The following is a 15,709-nucleotide window of genomic DNA, read 5'->3' as shown; positions in this document are numbered from 1 at the left end:
GTGACGGACGCCAGCGTGCCGGCCGCGGCGCCGTCGGTCGCACCGTCAGCCGCGGCGCGCGAGCCACGCGCCGACGAGCGCGGACAGGCCGGTCACCGCGGCGCCGGGCACGACCCGGAACATCCGCACGTTCATGTCCACGCCTTGCTGCTGCAATACGTCGACGATCCCCGGCGCCATCAGCATCGCCGTCCAGCCGATCATCCCGAACGCGGTGGTCGCGGTCGCGATGAGGAGCGCGATGCCCGCGCCGCGCGCGCGTGGCCGGAACGCGCCGGCGAACGCGCCCACGGCCAGGAGCACGGCCGACAACACGCACAGCACGGTGACGAACACGAACATCGCCCCCGTATGGCCGAGCCTCATGAACGCCATCATCTGCGCGGTGATCACGCACATGCCCGCGAGCATGAACAGCCCGATCGCGACGGCATTGCGCGCGAAGCTCATGCGTTCGCCTGGAAATACGCGGTCGCGGGGCGCCGGAACATCAGGTAGACGAACAGCGCGAACAGCAGGACGCCCGGAATCAGCACCGCATACATCGACGCCGGCATGTTGATGAACGAGAACGCGAAGCTGAACACGGAGATCGCGATGTAGGTCTTGCGCGACCATTCGCGGCCCTTGAGGATCGCGATGCCGATCACGACGTTCACGACTTCGAGAATCACGCTGATGCCGAGCGTCGCCCAGACGGGCAGCAGGTAGTGCGACAGCAGCGCCTGGGTGGTCGGCATGCCGATCGTGAATGGCGTATAGACGCACGTTATCGCATTGGTCACGATGATGATCCACGCGAGAATGGTCAGCGAAATCGGTCTTTTCATTGTGTTTTCCTTGTTATTCGCCGCCATGGTGGCCCCCGGGACGGCGCGCTCGCGGTCACGATGGCCGCGGTCGGGCCATTGTCGGGGAAGCTCGCGGCGAACGCAACGGCCGGCCCGCCCCACTCGCCCCACTCGCCGTCCGCCGTCCGCCGTCCGCCGTCCGCCGTCCGCCGTCTGCCGTCTGCCGCTTGCCGCCCGCCGCCCGCCGCCCGCCGCTTGCCGCTTGCCGCTTGCCGCTTGCCGCTTGCCGCTTGCCGCTTGCCGCTTGCCGCTTGCCGCTTGCCGCTTGCCGCTTGCGGTGCGCGCGGCGCTAGCCGGCGTCCGCTTCGTCGTCGCCCCAGTCGATATCGCCGCACAGCACGCGCTGCGCATCGCCGACGCGCACGGCCACCGACAGCGTCACGCATGGCTGCGCCTCGTTGATCGACAGGTACGGCCGCGTGACCTGCACGCGCCCCGGCTCGGCGATCGCCGAGCGGAAATACGGCCGGCGCAGCCAGTTCGCGCCCTGCGCGTCCGCCAGCGGCGAAAAGCGCGCCTCGGCGAGCGCACGGTCGGCGCGCAGCACGACGTTGCGGCCCGACTGGCGGCCGTGCGCGTCGAGCAGGAAGCAGCGCGCGGCCGAGTCGAGCGCAAGGAAGTTCCAGCACACCTCGTCGAGCGGCTCGCCGGCCGCGAGACGCTCGGCCGCACGCTCGAACGCGCGCAGGTAAGGCGCGAGCCGCTGCGCATCGCGCCGCTCGCGCGCGTCGGTCTGCTGCCGGAAACGCTCGGTCAGCTCGCCGATGCAGCCCGTCGCGGCCGCGCTGTCGGGCAGCCCCGGCGCCGGCCGGCCGAAGTAGTAGCCCTGCACGAAATCGGCCTCGCACGACAGCGCGATCTGCGCCTCGTGTTCGGTCTCGATGCCCTCGACGAGCACCAGCTTGCCGGCCTCGTGCAGCAGCGTCACGAGCCCGTGCAGGATCGCGGTGAGCCCGGTGCGGTGCGCCGCGTGCGACAGCATGATCCGGTCGAGCTTCACGATGTCCGGGTTCAACTGCCAGATCCGCTCGAGATTCGAATGGCCCGCGCCGAAATCGTCGAGCGCGATCAGGAAGCCGTGCTTGCGGAATTCACGCACGGCCTCGGCGAGCCGCTCGATGTCTTCCGCGCGCTGTTCGAGCACTTCGAGCACGATGCGGCGCGGCGGCATGCCGAGCCGCTTCAGGTTCGCGAGCAGCGCGGCCGCCTGGAACGGGTCGGTGAGCACGCCCGGATGGACGTTGAGGAACAGCCACTCGCGCTCGGCGCCGAGCAGCGCGAAGTTCTCGAGATGCAGCGCCTGCGCGAGCCGGTCGAGCTGCAGCAGCTCGCCCTGGCGCGCGGCTTCGCCGAACACGTCGAGCGGCGACACCGCGCGGTCGAGCGCATCGTGCGCGCGCAGCAGCGCCTCGTAGCCCACCGCACGCTGGTGCGACAGGCTGAAAATCGGCTGGAACACGGTCGTGAGCGTCAGGTCGCGGTGCTGCGTCGCCAGACGTTCGAGGCCGGAACTCACCTCCCGCTCGAAGCGGTACGGCGACGCGGCGGCCGGACGCTCCTGTTGCACGATCGTCATGCCTTCCTCCTGGTAGTGCCTTCGAACGCAGCGTCCGACGAAGCGAACGGCGCGTGCAATGTCATGGTTGGACCCTCGGTTGCCCGGTCGACGCCGGACGGCTGGCCAACACCAAGCAAGCTCCGTGCAAGGCGTGGACAACCCGTGTGCCGCGCCGCTCGCGCCGTGCTGCCGCACCAACCCGGCGCATGTCTCGCGCACCATTTTCGTGCGCGCGCACCGGCCGCTCGAACGCACCCGTCACGCTGCCACGCTACACTCCGTACGATCGTTTCATTCCCCGTATTCGCCGTATCGATGGAAATCGTCTTCACCGTCCTGATCCTGCTGCTGACCGTCGCGCTGTCCGGCGCCGTCACGCGCATCCTGCCGTTCCAGCTGCCGTTGCCGCTGATGCAGATCGCGTTCGGCGCGATGCTCGCGTGGCCGAAGCTGAACCTGCACGTCACGTTCGATCCCGAAATCTTCATGCTGCTGTTCATTCCGCCGCTGCTGTTCGCGGACGGCTGGCGGATTCCGAAGCGCGAGCTGTACCTGCAGCGCCGCGCGATCCTGATGCTCGCGTTCGGGCTCGTGTTCATGACGGTACTCGCAGTGGGCTACTTCGCGCACTGGCTGATACCCGAGTTGCCGCTGCCGATCGCGTTCGCGCTCGCGGCCGTGCTGTCGCCGACCGACGCGGTCGCGCTGTCGGGCATCGCCGGCCGTGGCCGGATCCCGCCGCAGCTGATGCACATCCTCGAAGGCGAGGCGCTGATGAACGACGCGTCGGGCCTCGTCGCACTGAAATTCGCGATCGCGGCCGCGCTGACGGGCATGTTCTCGCTGCGCGACGCCTCGGTCACGTTCGTGATCGTCGCGGCCGGCGGGCTCGCGACGGGCGCGATCGTATCGTGGGCCTTCAGTGCGCTGTCGACGCGCTTCCTGAACGCCGAGCAGGAAGGCGATCCGGCCCCCGGCATCGTGATGACGCTGCTCGTGCCGTTCGCGGCCTACCTGTTCGCCGAGCACCTCGACCTGTCGGGCGTGCTGGCGGCCGTGTCGGCCGGGATGATGATGAATTACACGAGCTTCTCGCGCAAAAGCACCGTCGCGTCGCGCGTGCGCGCCGAAAGCACGTGGGCGATGATCGAGTTCGTGTTCAACGGCATGGTGTTCATCATGCTCGGGCTGCAGCTGCCGCACATCATCGGCCGCACGCTCGTCGACGCGCACCACACGAGCGACGCACTCGTCGGCCGGATGATCTTCAACGTCTGCGCGATGATGCTCGCGCTGTATGCGATCCGCTTCCTGTGGGTCTGGCTGCTGCGCTGGTTCGCGAGCCGTCGCGCCGCGCGCCAGGGCCTCGCGGGCACGATGGCCGGCGTGCGCACGGTCGCGGTGATGACGGTCGGCGGCGTGCGCGGCGCGGTCACGCTCGCCGGCGTGCTGTCGATTCCGGTCGCGCTGTCCGACGGCGTGCCGCTGCCGGGCCGCGACACGGCGATCTTCGTGGCATCGGCCGTGATCCTCGGCTCGCTCGTCGTCGCGGTGATCGGCCTGCCGCTGCTGCTGCGCGGCGTGCGTTCGTCGCGCAGCCCGCTCGGCGACGAGGAACGCGCCGCACGCGCGACCGCCGCGCAGGCCGCGATCCGTGCGATCGACTCGTCGCACGACGCGATCTCGGCCGATCTCGACGAATCGGGCGCCGCGCGCTGCGCGGATATCTCCGCACGCGTGATGGACCAGTACCGCCGCCGCCTCGCGACGCTCGCCGAGGACGGCCCCACGCCGCGCGCGGAAGCGAAGCAGGCCGAAACGATGGAACTGCAGATGCGGATCGCGGCCGTGCGCGCGGAACGTTCCGCGCTTTATCGGCTGCGCAGCGAAAGCAGGATTTCCGACGAGACGCTGACGAAGCTGCTCCGCGAGATCGACCTGTCGGAGACCGCGCTGTCGACGCGCAAGAAAGGCATTCTCTAAACGGCCGGCGGCCGCCTGCGCGCGGCCGTCGCCCATAAAAAACGGCGACGCACCGGCGTCGCCGTTTTCACTTCCGCCCGCGTTCGCGTCACTTCACGACGACGACCGGAATCCCCTTCAGCATCCCCGCGCCCTTCATCTCGTCGAGCGCGTGCTGCACGGCCGCGCTCGTCGCCGCCTCGATGCCGAGCTGCAGTGCAAGCTCGCGCTCCGCGCGCTTCACGCCGGCCAGGTTGCGCACCTTCACGTGCCCGAAGCCGCGCACGCGGGCGTGCAGGTCGGCCAGTTGCGTGACCTGCGCCGCATTGCCGGCGGTCGTCGCGGCGAGCGCACGCGTGAGCGTCGTCTCGTAGTCGTCGGCGAGCGCACGCTCCATCTTGCGCTCGACGGTACGGCCGAACGGATCGAGCCACGTGCCGCGCAGGCTGCGCACGCGCGCCAGCATGCCGAACACCGGCCACATCCACTGGCCGAACACGCGCTTCTTCGGCGCGCTGCCGTCGCGGCCGGCCTTCGCGACCGTCGGCGGCGCCAGGTTGAACTTCACGCGATAAGCCTGCCCCGGCACGCCTTCGAACTGCGCTTCAAGCGCGGTGCGGAATGCCTCGTCCGTGTACAGCCGCGCGACCTCGTATTCGTCCTTCACCGCGAGCAGCCGGTAGAACGTCGTCGCGACCGCACGCGTCAGCGCATCGTCGCCCTTCGCGGCCGCCGCGTTCACGAGCGCACGGTAGCGTTCGACATAGCGTGCGCCGCCGTACGCATCGAGACGCGCCTCGCGATCGGCGATCAGTTCGGCAAGCGTTTCCGGTGCGGCGTGTGTGGCCACCGCGTGACGCGCGTTCCACAACGCATCGAGGCCCGCCGCGTCGCCGGCCGCCATCCGGCCGATCGAGAACGCGAGCTTGTTCATCGGCACCGCGACGTTGTTCAGCTCGATCGCGCGCATCATCGCGGCGAGCGACACCGGCACGAGGCCGAGCTGCCACGCGTAGCCGAGCATCAGGATGTTCGCGCCGATCGAGTCGCCGAGGAACTTCGCGGCGAGCGCCTGCGCGTCGCAGCTCGACAGGTAGCCGTCGCCGGCCGCGTGACGCATCTTCTCGAGCAGCGCATCCGCATGCAGGTTCGCGTCGGGGTTCTGCACGAACGACGCGTTCGGGATCCGGTGCGTGTTGACGACGATCCGCGAACGCTCGTGACGCACCGTCTGCAGCGCCTCGGCGCTCGCGCCGACCACCATGTCGCACGCGAGCAGCACGTCGGCCTGCTGCGTGTCGATACGCACCTGGTTCAGCCACCGGTCGCTCGATGCGATCCGCACGAACGACAGCACCGAGCCGCCCTTCTGCGCGAAGCCCATGAAGTCGAGCACCGACGCGCTCTTGCCTTCGAGGTGCGCGGCCATGCTGATCAGCGCGCCGACCGTCACGACGCCCGTGCCGCCGACGCCCGTCACGAGCATGTCGAACGGCGCCGCGTCGAGATGCGTGGCCGGCACCGGCAGCGCGTCGACGCGCGCGGCGAGCGCGGCTTCGTCGAATGCGGCGCCGGCAGCCTTCTTCAGCGCCGCGCCTTCGACCGTCACGAAGCTCGGGCAGAAGCCGTTTACGCACGAATAGTCCTTGTTGCACGACGACTGGTCGATGCGGCGCTTGCGGCCGAGCGGCGTCTCCAGCGGCTCGACCGACAGGCAGTTCGACTGCACGCCGCAATCGCCGCAGCCTTCGCACACCGCGTCGTTGATGAACAGGCGCTTGTCCGGATCGGGGAATTCGCCCTTCTTGCGGCGGCGGCGCTTCTCGGCCGCGCAGGTCTGGTCGTAGATCAGCACGGTGACGCCCGGCGTCTCGCGCAGCTCGCGCTGCACCGCGTCGAGCTCGCTGCGGTGATGGAACGTCGTGCCCTTCGGGAACAGCCCGTGATGGCCGTCGTACTTCTCCGGTTCGTCGGACACGACGACGAAGCGCGACACGCCTTCCGCCTCGACCTGCCGCGCGATCTGCGGCACCGAGATGCTGCCGTCGACCGGCTGGCCGCCCGTCATCGCGACCGCGTCGTTGTAGAGGATCTTGTACGTGATGTTCGCTTTCGCGGCCACGGCCTGGCGGATCGCGAGGATGCCCGAGTGGAAGTAGGTGCCGTCGCCGAGGTTCTGGAACACGTGCTTCGTGTTGGTGAACATCGCGTGCGCGGCCCAGTCGACGCCCTCGCCGCCCATCTGGATCAGCCCGGTCGTGTCGCGCTCCATCCACGACGCCATGAAGTGGCAGCCGATGCCGGCCTGCGCGATCGAGCCCTCCGGCACCTTCGTCGACGTGTTGTGCGGGCAGCCCGAGCAGAAGTACGGCGTGCGCTTCACCGCGTCCGCCTCGTTCGACAGGATCTGCGGCGCGACGAGATCGACGACGCGCTCGCGACGGTCGAGCGCCGGCTTGTGGCGCGCGAGCCAGCCGGCGAACACCGGCAGGATGCGCGACGGGCGCAGTTCGCCGAGCTCGGACAGCAGGCAGGCGCCGGCGGCGTCATGCTTGCCGAGCACCCGCGGGCGCGCGGCATCCGGGCGGTTGTACAGGTAGTCCTTGATCTGCTGCTCGATCACCGGGCCCTTCTCCTCGATGACGAGCACTTCCGACAAGCCTTCGACGAAGGTTTCGATGCGCGTCATCTCGAGCGGATACGACAGGCCGACCTTGTAGATCCGCACGCCGGCCGCGTCGAGGTCGGCCACCGTCAGGTCGAGGCGGCGCAGCGCCTCCATCAGGTCGAGGTGTGCCTTGCCGCAGGTCACGATGCCGACGTTTGCCCGCGCGCTCGGCGCGATCCACTTGTCGATGCTGTTGGTGCGCGCGAAATGGCGCACCGCGTCGAGCTTCGCGGCGAGGCGCGCCTCGATCGTGAGGCTCGGCAGGTCCGGCCAGCGGTTGTGCAGGCCGCCCGCCGGCGGCGTGTAGCCTTCCGGCGCCGGCCACTGCGTCTGCAATGCGTCGAGGTCGACGGTCGAGCCCGATTCGACCGTTTCGGAAATCGCCTTGAAACCGACCCACGCGCCCGAGTAGCGCGACAGCGCCCAGCCGTACAGGCCGAATTCGAGCATGTCGGCGATGTTCGCCGGGTTCACGACCGGCATGTGCCACGCGATCATCGCGAAGTCGCTCTGGTGCGGCATCGACGACGACACGCAGCCGTGGTCGTCGCCCGCGACGACGAGCACGCCGCCATGCGGCGACGAACCGTACGCGTTGCCGTGCTTCAGCGCGTCGCCCGCGCGATCGACGCCCGGGCCCTTGCCGTACCACATCGCATACACGCCCTCGACCGTGCGCTCGGGATCGGCTTCCACGCGTTGCGTGCCGAGCACCGCCGTGCCGCCGAGTTCCTCGTTGATCGCGGGCAGGAAGTGCACGCTGCCGGCGTCGAGCAGTTTCTTCGCCTTCCACAGCTGCTGGTCGACCATGCCGAGCGGCGAACCGCGATAGCCGCTGACGAAGCCGGCCGTGTCGAGCCCCTGTTCGGTGTCGACCGTGCGCTGCATCAGCAGCAGGCGGACCAGCGCCTGCGTGCCGGTCAGGAAGATCCGGCCGCGCGTCGCGGTCAGGTTGTCGGTCAGGCGGTAGTCGGACAGGGCAGGCGTGCCGTCGATGGGCAAGCGGGCAGTCATGGGGGATGTCTCCGGATCGTGTTGTTCTGGGCTGCTCGGTGGGGCGTCAGGCGACGCGTGACCGGCGGCAGCGAATGCCTCTATTTTTTCGCGCGCAGCCGAGAATGTTTTTTCTCATCTTGCTCGGGCGGGCCTTCAGCGAGAAAAACTGCGCAGCTTTTTGCCGGGATTTGAGAGAGTTTTCGCGCACGGCGGCCGGGCGGGATGGGCGACGTGTCGGGACCGGCGGGTCGCCTGCCGGGGAAACACGCGGCTGTCCGACTGTGGCCCAGGTAGGTGGCGGATGGCGCTCACGCCCCGTGTGACAAGGGTTTCAGCGGCTCGATGCGGTGAGCCTCACCGATGAAATGCACAGCGTTGCGATTGGTCGATGGGGCGGGATGTCCACAATGCCGCGCCCCTCGGCCGCCCGGGCTCGCGCGCTCACCGTTCGATTGCACAGCGTTTCGAGTGGCGTGGAGGCGGGGATGTCCACACCGTTGTCGGCATGCGTCCGGCGCTTGCCTCGACGCTCACCGTTGAAATGCACAGCGCGGCGAGTGGGTTTGAACCGCGGATATCCACATCGATCAGGACCTGTTGCGTCGATCCACGGCTCGCCTTCAGCGCTCGAATACTCAGGGCCGCGAGCGGGTTTGTCGGCCGCAAAGGCGTGCCGGAACACGCATGCCGGGCAATCGCCGGATCGCACTCACCGTTGAAACACGCGGGGTTGATCGTCCGGACAGGCGCGCGGGTACTCGCATGCGCCATGATCGCGGGCCCACACTCACCGCGGAAATACACCGGGACGCGAGTGGTTTAGGGGCCGGGCATACACACCCGAACGCGCATGCGGCACAATCGCGGGCTCGCGCTCACCATTGAAATACACAGGGCTTCGAGTGTCTGCAACGGCGGTTATCCACGCCCGATCCTGCATTGCCGTCCGGCCACGCGGTCGCCCTCACCGTCGAAAGCCACAGCCCTTCGAGTGCTTCCGCGCGCAGGATATCCACATGGACGAGCATCCGCCGAGGCGATGACGGATGCGCGCCGCGGCAGGTGCGGCAGGCCGGCGATTCATGCTGGAAGCGGCTCATCGGCCGATCGGGCACGGACACTCACCGTCGAAATGCACAGTGTCGCGAGTCGTTTCCGCAGCCGGATATCCACACGGGGCCCGTGTGTTCCTCGTTCGCATGCTCGCGCACGAGCCTGAGATACACGATGCTCCAGACGGCGCCGGCGGCCGAATGATCGCATCTTGGTGCGCTGAGCGCCGATCTCGTGTTCACGCTCGCCCTTGCATCGCGCAGCGCTTCGAATCGCTTGCGAACGCGGCGGTGCGCAGCGAAATCTGCGGATTGCAGACCACGCGCCCGTGCTCGCCGTTAAAATGCACGGCCTTTCGAGCGACAGCCGGAACCGGATCTCCCCGTCGCGGCACCCGCGCGGTTGCGCCGCGCACGCGCGCGTTCGGCTAGAATGCGCGACGCTTCGAACCACGGCAACGATCGGAAAACCTCGCCAGGACAGGCGCATCGCCCGATCGGGCGCCGACCCTCACCGCTGAATTCCACAGCATTTCGCGTCGTTTCGCGGGCGAGTTGTCCACACCCTGCTTCATGCATTCCGTATCATCCGGTGACCCTCACCTGTGAAATGCACAGGGCGCCGAGTCGTTTCGGCGTGAGGATATCCACAACCGATCGCTCGCCGCGGCCTTCGTCGGACCATCGCCAGGTGCGGCTCACGCATCTGCCGGCGGCTAGCGGACAGTCCCCGGAAAGCCCCGCCCGGACGGGCTCGGCGGCACGCTCACCGTTCAAATGCACAGCGTTTCGAGTCGCCTCGGCGGTGGGTTATCCACATCCGTCCCGCCCGGTTGCATCGAGCGGGCACACACCCGCGCGTCGCGTTACGCGGCAATCGACCGGATGACCGATGCCGGATTACCCCCGACCAGCACGTTCGGCGGGACATCGCGCGTGACGACGGCCCCGGCCGCGACCACCGAATTCTCGCCCACCGTCACACCGCCGACGATCGTCGCGCCGGCGCCGATCCACACGTTCCGTTCGATCATGATCGGCTTCGCGACGACGAAGTCGCGCCGCCGCGAAGGTTCGACGGGATGGCCGGACGTGATGAGGCTGACGTTCGGCCCGATCATCGCGTCGTCGCCGATTTCGAGCCCGCCGAGATCGTAGAACGTGCAGTTCTGGTTGATGAACACGTTGCGCCCGAGCTTCATGCCGGTGCCGCCCGTCGCATGGAACGGCGGGATCAATACGAAGGCGTCGTCCACCTGCGTGCCGATCAGTTCTCCGAACAATGCGCGAACCTCGGCGGCATCGTCGAACGTCAGGCGATTGATCCGCGCGGCGATCGACATCGCCCGCTTGACCTCGGCCACCATCGCCGCAGATTCCGGCGTTCTTCTCGGAATGACCGTGGTGCGATCGTCGTTTGCCATGCGTGAGTTGTCTCCCATGATTTCCCTGTTTCGTGATGCATCGGCGATTGCGGAAGGATGCCAGTGTTGTCGTATGTGCAGGCGCTGCGGACTCCGCGATGCCGGTTCACGGCGGCATTCCTACCCTATTCATAACTAGTATTGATATTACTAGTCATTAAATTACGCCCTTGTGTCATAAGACTTCCCGGCCTTGTGCCTGATTCACGCACGGCACACGACGTATCCGGCCATCACACGCAGATAGCCTCCCCGAGCCGGGCGCCCCTAGCCGGGCGCCCCTGTCCGAACCTGCGGCGCTCGGGTACGCTTGAACATCCACCGGACCGACAACTGCACCCGAACGCGGAGGCACGATGAAGCTCTACTACTGGCCGAAGACCCGGGCATTCCGGGCGTTGTGGATGCTCGAGGAGCTCGGCGTGGTGTACGAACTCGTGCCGATCGACTTGCGCTCGCACGAACAGGGCAGCGACGCGTTCGTGCAGGTCAACCCGATGGCCAAGCTACCCGCGCTCGACGACGGCAGCGCGCCGTTCGCCGAATCGGGCGCCGTGCTGCTCTATCTTGCCGACCGATGCCCGGGCGCCGGGCTCGGCGTCGCGCCCGACGATCCGCTGCGCGGCCGCTTCCTCCAATGGATGTTCTTCACGCCGACCTGCCTCGAACCGGCGATGGCCGAAAAATTCACCGGCGCGTCGGGCAATCCGGTCGCGTTCGGCTGGGGCAACATCACACGCGTGCAGCGCGCCCTTGCGCAAGCGCTCGCCCACAGCCCGTGGCTCGTCGGCGATCGCTTCACCGCGGCCGACCTGCTGCTCGCCAGCACGCTGAAGATCGCGTTCGACGCGCATCTGCTGCCGCACGAAGGCGTGCTCGGCGACTACGTCGCCCGCGCCGAGGATCGCGACGCCTTCCGCCGCGCGGTCGCGATCGAACAGCGCGAAGCGGCGCGCCTGCTGCATGCGTGACGTGCGGACGCGTAGCGCGCGGGCGGCGCGACCCGCCGCCCGCGCGCGCACCTAGGCGGCCGGGCCCGACGTCGCGGCGCCAGCATCGACCACCGCACCCGGCGAGCCGCGCTCGTCGGTATCGGCGTCGACCGGCACCACCTCGTGAAAATGCGTGTAATCGATGTGCGTGATGCCGCCTTCGTCGTGCATCAGGTCGACATAGCGGTGACGCCAGCGGATCTCGCCATGCGCCCACGAGTGACGCGCCTGCATCACCTGCGCGGTCGTCTCGTCCGATCCTTCGATCGTGATCAGCAACGACGCGTCGCGCGCGGCAAGCGATTCGGGCGTCTCGCCGAACAGCGCGCTCGATTCGTCGATCACGTGCATCAGGTTCCAGCCGAGCAGGAAAATCGGATGCTCGCTGCGCACGAGCGGCAGGTCGTGGATCTTGCGCAGCGTGTAGCCCTCGTGCGTCCCTTCGACGCGCATCAGCCGCAGCTTCGCCTGCGCCTCGGCAATCACGTTCTGGCGCGCATTCGCGGCGCGCACCATCAGCGTCATCCGGCCGTTCAACGGCCGGACGATCGCGTAGCGCGCGAACAGGATCTTCGCCTGCGGCCGCGAAAACCGCGCGAATACGAGCCCGGTGGCCAGCGCGATGCCCGACATCCCGATGAAGATCTCGAACGTCGCGACCAGGTGCGCATAGACGGTCTGCGGATGCATGTCGCCATAGCCGACGGTCGCGAGCGTCTCGACGCTGAAGAAGAACGCGCCGCCGAATCCTGCGGGCGACTGGTTCGCGATCGGCGCATGGCCAAGCAGGTAGAGGGTCGCAAACCCACCGTTGAGCAGCAGGAACAGCACGGCGAGCGACAGGAAGAACACGGGCCAGCTCACCGTCAGCGCGCGATGATAGAGATCGCGCCAGCCGAGCGGCGGCATTCCGTACGCGATGACCGGGCGCGTGCCCGACCAGATCTTGCGGCCACGGCCGCGGGAGGATGGGGAGGACGAATCGACGTTCATCGCGCGGCGCTGGAAGCAGGGAGGCGATGAGCGTAGCACGCGCGGCGGCGGCCGGGTATGCGTGCCGGGTCGAAACGGAGACCTGCCGCGCCGCCGGCCGCGCGGCGCAAAAAGAAACGGCCGCGGAAGCGGCCGGCTGCGTCAGCGTGTGGGCAAGCGCGCGGCGCTCACTTGCGGTCGACGATCACCTGGTCGAACGTGCCGCCGTCCGCGAAATGCGTCTTCTGCGCGTTCGCCCAGCTGCCGAAAACCTGCTCGACGCTGAACGTCTTCAGCGGCTTGAATTCGGCCGCATGCTTCTTCAGCACGTTCGCGTCGCGCGGGCGCAGATGGTGCCGCGCGATGATCTCCTGCGCTTGCGGCGTGTACAGGTAGTCGAGATACGCCTGCGCGACCTTGCGCGTGCCTTTCTTGTCGACGACCTTGTCGACGACGGCGACGGGCGGCTCCGCGAGGATGCTCGCCGACGGATACACCGCGTCGAACTGCGCGCCCGATGCGCCGGTGTCCATCAGCGCGACTTCGTTCTCGAACGTGACCAGCACGTCGCCGATGCCGCGCTGCGTGAACGTCGTCGTCGCGCCTCGACCGCCCGAGTCGAGCACCGGCACGTTGCGGAAGATCGCCTTCTCGAAGTCGATCGCCTGCTGGTCGGTCGCGCCCTTCTGCTTCTGGAAGCCCCACGCGGCGAGATACGCATAGCGGCCGTTGCCTGAAGTCTTCGGGTTCGCGATGATCACCTGGACACCCGGCTTCGCGAGATCGCTCCAGTCCTTGATCGCCTTCGGGTTGCCCTTGCGGACCAGGAACACCATCGTGGTCGAGTACGGCGAGCTGTTGTCCGGGAAGCGCGCGCGCCAGTCCTTCGGCAGCAACTGGCCACGCTCGGCGAGCAGGTCGATGTCGTTCGGCTGGTTCATCGTCACGACATCGGCCTGCAGCCCTTGCAGCACCGACAGCGCCTGCGCGCTCGACGCGCCGTGCGACTGCTTGATCGCGATCGTCTCGCCGGTTTTCTGCTTGTAGGCCGCGGCAAAACCCGCGTTGATGTCCTTGTACAGTTCGCGCGTCACGTCGTACGACACGTTCAGGATCGACGTATCCGCGTGCGCGGCCGTTGCCGCCACGACCAGCGCCGCCGCCGCGCCCGTGTGCAGCCAGCGGCCGATCCCCTTCATGCTTGCCATCGTGATATGCCCCGTTTCCAGTGTGGGTGAATGTGCATGACGGCACGCATACGCGCTGTCATCGAAACGTAAGCGGGCATTCTAGCGGCCGGACGGAGCGCGCTTTCCAATCAGTCGTGGAAAGCAAATCTCGAATCCTGCTAAACGGCGGCGCGCACTCGCGCACGGATCGGGTCCGGTGTTAAGATCGCCGCTCAGCCCACTCACGGTTCCTCCATGTCCGCTCCCCTGCGCTCGCTTCCGATCCTCGCCGCCATCGCGGCAGGTGCGCGCGCGGCCGGGCTGAAACTGAAAAAACGACTCCTCGACTGACGGGGATGTCGCGTCCCGTCAGGCGAATGCCGGACGGGATGCCCGCAGGTCGTTTCTTTCTCCTTGCTCGCACGCCTCGCTCCGGCTCTCCGCCGGCGGAACGGTTCTTTCCCACTCCGTTTCCACCATGAGGCTTTGCATGAACACACGTTTCGAAGGTATCTGGCTGCCGATCATCACGCCGTTCCACCACGGCGAAGTCGACCATGCCGCACTCGTGCGGCTCGCGCGCCACTATGCGGCCGCAGGCATCGCGGGCTTCGTCGCGGGCGCGACGACCGGTGAAGGCGTGCTGCTCGACGCGCGCGAACAGGACGCGGTGTTCGCGACGCTGCGCGACGCGGCGCCCGGGCTGCCGATCGTCGTCGGGCTGACCGCGAGCGCGACGCATGTCGCGGCCGCCCGCGCGCGCGAACTCGCGGCATTGCGGCCCGACGGGCTGCTCGTCACGCCGCCCGTCTATGTGCGGCCGACGCAGGACGGCATCCGCCGCCACGTCGAGGCGATCGTCGACGCGGCCGACCTGCCGGTGCTCGTCTACAACATCCCGTACCGCACCGGCGTGAACGTCGAACTGGACACGCTGCAGGCGCTGTCCCGCGACCCGCGCGTCGCGGGCATCAAGGAATGCGGCGGCACGCTCGACCGGATGAGCCGGCTCGTGCACGACACGCCGCTCGCGATCCTGTCCGGCGACGACAACCAGAACTTCGCGGCAATGTGCGCCGGCGCGCACGGCGCGATCGCAAGCAGCGCACACGTGCTGCCCGAATGGCATGTGCGCATCCATGCGCTGCTGCGCGACGGCCGGCTCGCCGATGCGCGGCGCGTGTCGGTTGCGCTGCAGCCGCTCGTCGCGGCGCTGTTCGCGGAGCCGAACCCGGCGCCGGTGAAGGCCGTGCTGGCCGCGCAAGGGTGGTGCGAGGACGGGTTGCGGCTGCCGTTCGTGCCGGCGAGCGAAGGGTTGCGGGCGCGGCTGGCGGCGATCCGTGCGGCACTGAGCGAGGTCGAGCCGGACATCGCCGCGATATAAATCCCGACGTCACATGTCACGGGGGCAACCGACGGATAGCGCGCCGAGAGATTGCTTCAAACTGTCAGAACAAGAGGTCGGCCATACCGCACAAGAAGGGTATCGGCCGTCATAAGCTGAAGCGGCTCGAGCCGGGCCTGTGCAACCAGCAAACGATCGAATGGATCACGATGGTGATGCGGCAAATCATGGACCGCGGCCCCATGCACGGCCCGCACCGGTCGTTCACGAATCCCGCTTGAACCGATCGAGCCGATCAGCTTGCCGACGTCGATATCGAGCTTCCCCAGGCCGACCTTGATCGCCGCCTCCCAGATACTCGCGCTGCTGACGAAACGTTCGTCGGCGGCCGAGATCAACCTGCGCGCCCGCGCGCTGAGCCTGGGGTCGTTGGTCACGATCCACAAAAAGATGTGCGTATCGAGCAACAGCCGCATCAGCGCCCTTCGAAAGCATCCAGCAGGTAATCGGGCAGCGGGGCGTCAAAATCGTCCGCGATCCGGGCCTGCCCTTGCAGCACGCCGAACCGAACGGGCGGATCGGCTGAAGCCCTGTCACTGCGAATCGCGGCATCTGTCCTTTGGGGCGGATCGACCTCACTACCGCCGTGTGTATGGGCGTTTTGCACGATGACCTCCATTTCAAGTGATCACCACTGTAGTCAGGTTCACCCGATCGATC

General features: G+C 67.9%; 12 protein-coding genes and 1 pseudogene. 3 read left to right on the top strand and 10 right to left on the bottom strand.

Annotation, left to right across the window (positions count from 1 at the left end):
- Window positions 1-45: 45 nt before the first annotated feature.
- The 3 genes from HWX36_RS06515 to HWX36_RS06505 all read right to left on the bottom strand — a co-directional run bounded on the left by HWX36_RS06515 (window position 46) and on the right by HWX36_RS06505 (window position 2,427).
- A complete protein-coding gene (locus tag HWX36_RS06515) occupies window positions 46-450 on the bottom strand; it encodes a hypothetical protein (protein ID WP_175951383.1) in 405 nt (134 codons plus the stop codon).
- Complete coding sequence (locus HWX36_RS06510) at window positions 447-830, bottom strand: hypothetical protein (protein WP_175951382.1); 384 nt, start codon at window positions 828-830, stop codon at window positions 447-449. The genes HWX36_RS06515 and HWX36_RS06510 overlap by 4 nt, the downstream gene beginning before the upstream one ends.
- A gap of 310 nt (window positions 831-1,140) precedes the next feature.
- Window positions 1,141-2,427 carry an EAL domain-containing protein gene (locus HWX36_RS06505; RefSeq protein ID WP_175951381.1) on the bottom strand — a complete coding sequence of 429 codons (1,287 nt, stop codon included), beginning with the start codon at window positions 2,425-2,427 and terminating at the stop codon, window positions 1,141-1,143.
- 297 nt (window positions 2,428-2,724) lie between these two features.
- On the opposite strand from HWX36_RS06505, the gene HWX36_RS06500 reads away from it, so the two are divergent.
- Window positions 2,725-4,392, top strand: coding sequence for a Na+/H+ antiporter (locus HWX36_RS06500; protein WP_175951380.1), 1,668 nt, complete (start codon window positions 2,725-2,727; stop codon window positions 4,390-4,392).
- 88 nt (window positions 4,393-4,480) lie between these two features.
- Here HWX36_RS06500 and HWX36_RS06495 read toward each other — a convergent pair whose 3' ends face one another.
- The 3 genes from HWX36_RS06495 to HWX36_RS06485 form a co-directional block, all read right to left on the bottom strand.
- Window positions 4,481-8,053, bottom strand: a complete 3,573-nt coding sequence (locus tag HWX36_RS06495) for an indolepyruvate ferredoxin oxidoreductase family protein (protein ID WP_175951379.1) — start codon at window positions 8,051-8,053, stop codon at window positions 4,481-4,483.
- 857 nt (window positions 8,054-8,910) lie between these two features.
- The gene (locus HWX36_RS06490) at window positions 8,911-9,135 is read right to left on the bottom strand and encodes a hypothetical protein (RefSeq protein ID WP_175951378.1); all 225 of its coding nucleotides are present in this window, start codon (window positions 9,133-9,135) and stop codon (window positions 8,911-8,913) included.
- Window positions 9,136-9,953: 818 nt separating this feature from the next.
- The gene (locus tag HWX36_RS06485) at window positions 9,954-10,511 is read right to left on the bottom strand and encodes a sugar O-acetyltransferase (protein WP_175951377.1); all 558 of its coding nucleotides are present in this window, start codon (window positions 10,509-10,511) and stop codon (window positions 9,954-9,956) included.
- Window positions 10,512-10,867: 356 nt separating this feature from the next.
- On the opposite strand from HWX36_RS06485, the gene HWX36_RS06480 reads away from it, so the two are divergent.
- Complete coding sequence (locus HWX36_RS06480; protein WP_175951376.1) at window positions 10,868-11,482, top strand: glutathione S-transferase; 615 nt, start codon at window positions 10,868-10,870, stop codon at window positions 11,480-11,482.
- 54 nt (window positions 11,483-11,536) lie between these two features.
- On the opposite strand, the pseudogene HWX36_RS06475 reads toward HWX36_RS06480, so the two are convergent.
- Both HWX36_RS06475 and HWX36_RS06470 read right to left on the bottom strand, forming a co-directional pair.
- Window positions 11,537-12,496: pseudogene (locus HWX36_RS06475) on the bottom strand (ion channel); the annotation flags it as partial.
- 167 nt (window positions 12,497-12,663) lie between these two features.
- Window positions 12,664-13,683 carry a sulfate ABC transporter substrate-binding protein gene (locus HWX36_RS06470; RefSeq protein WP_175951374.1) on the bottom strand — a complete coding sequence of 340 codons (1,020 nt, stop codon included), beginning with the start codon at window positions 13,681-13,683 and terminating at the stop codon, window positions 12,664-12,666.
- A gap of 451 nt (window positions 13,684-14,134) precedes the next feature.
- On the opposite strand from HWX36_RS06470, the gene dapA reads away from it, so the two are divergent.
- Window positions 14,135-15,028, top strand: coding sequence for a 4-hydroxy-tetrahydrodipicolinate synthase (dapA, locus tag HWX36_RS06460; RefSeq protein WP_175951373.1), 894 nt, complete (start codon window positions 14,135-14,137; stop codon window positions 15,026-15,028).
- 56 nt (window positions 15,029-15,084) lie between these two features.
- On the opposite strand, the gene HWX36_RS06455 is transcribed toward dapA, so the two are convergent.
- Window positions 15,085-15,465: a type II toxin-antitoxin system VapC family toxin gene (locus tag HWX36_RS06455; protein ID WP_175951372.1), complete on the bottom strand. Its 381-nt coding sequence runs from the start codon at window positions 15,463-15,465 to the stop codon at window positions 15,085-15,087.
- Window positions 15,465-15,668 (bottom strand): hypothetical protein, encoded by a 204-nt coding sequence (locus tag HWX36_RS06450; RefSeq protein WP_175951371.1) that lies wholly within the window; start codon window positions 15,666-15,668, stop codon window positions 15,465-15,467. Before HWX36_RS06450 ends, HWX36_RS06455 begins: the two co-directional genes overlap by 1 nt.
- Window positions 15,669-15,709 lie beyond the last annotated feature (41 nt).

It is taken from the genome of Burkholderia sp. BCC0405 (assembly GCF_902833075.1).
In the GTDB taxonomy this organism is placed as follows: Bacteria; Pseudomonadota; Gammaproteobacteria; order Burkholderiales; family Burkholderiaceae; genus Burkholderia.
The sequence above is the reverse complement of the archived record's forward strand: the minus strand, read 5'-3'. Positions and strand labels throughout refer to the sequence as shown.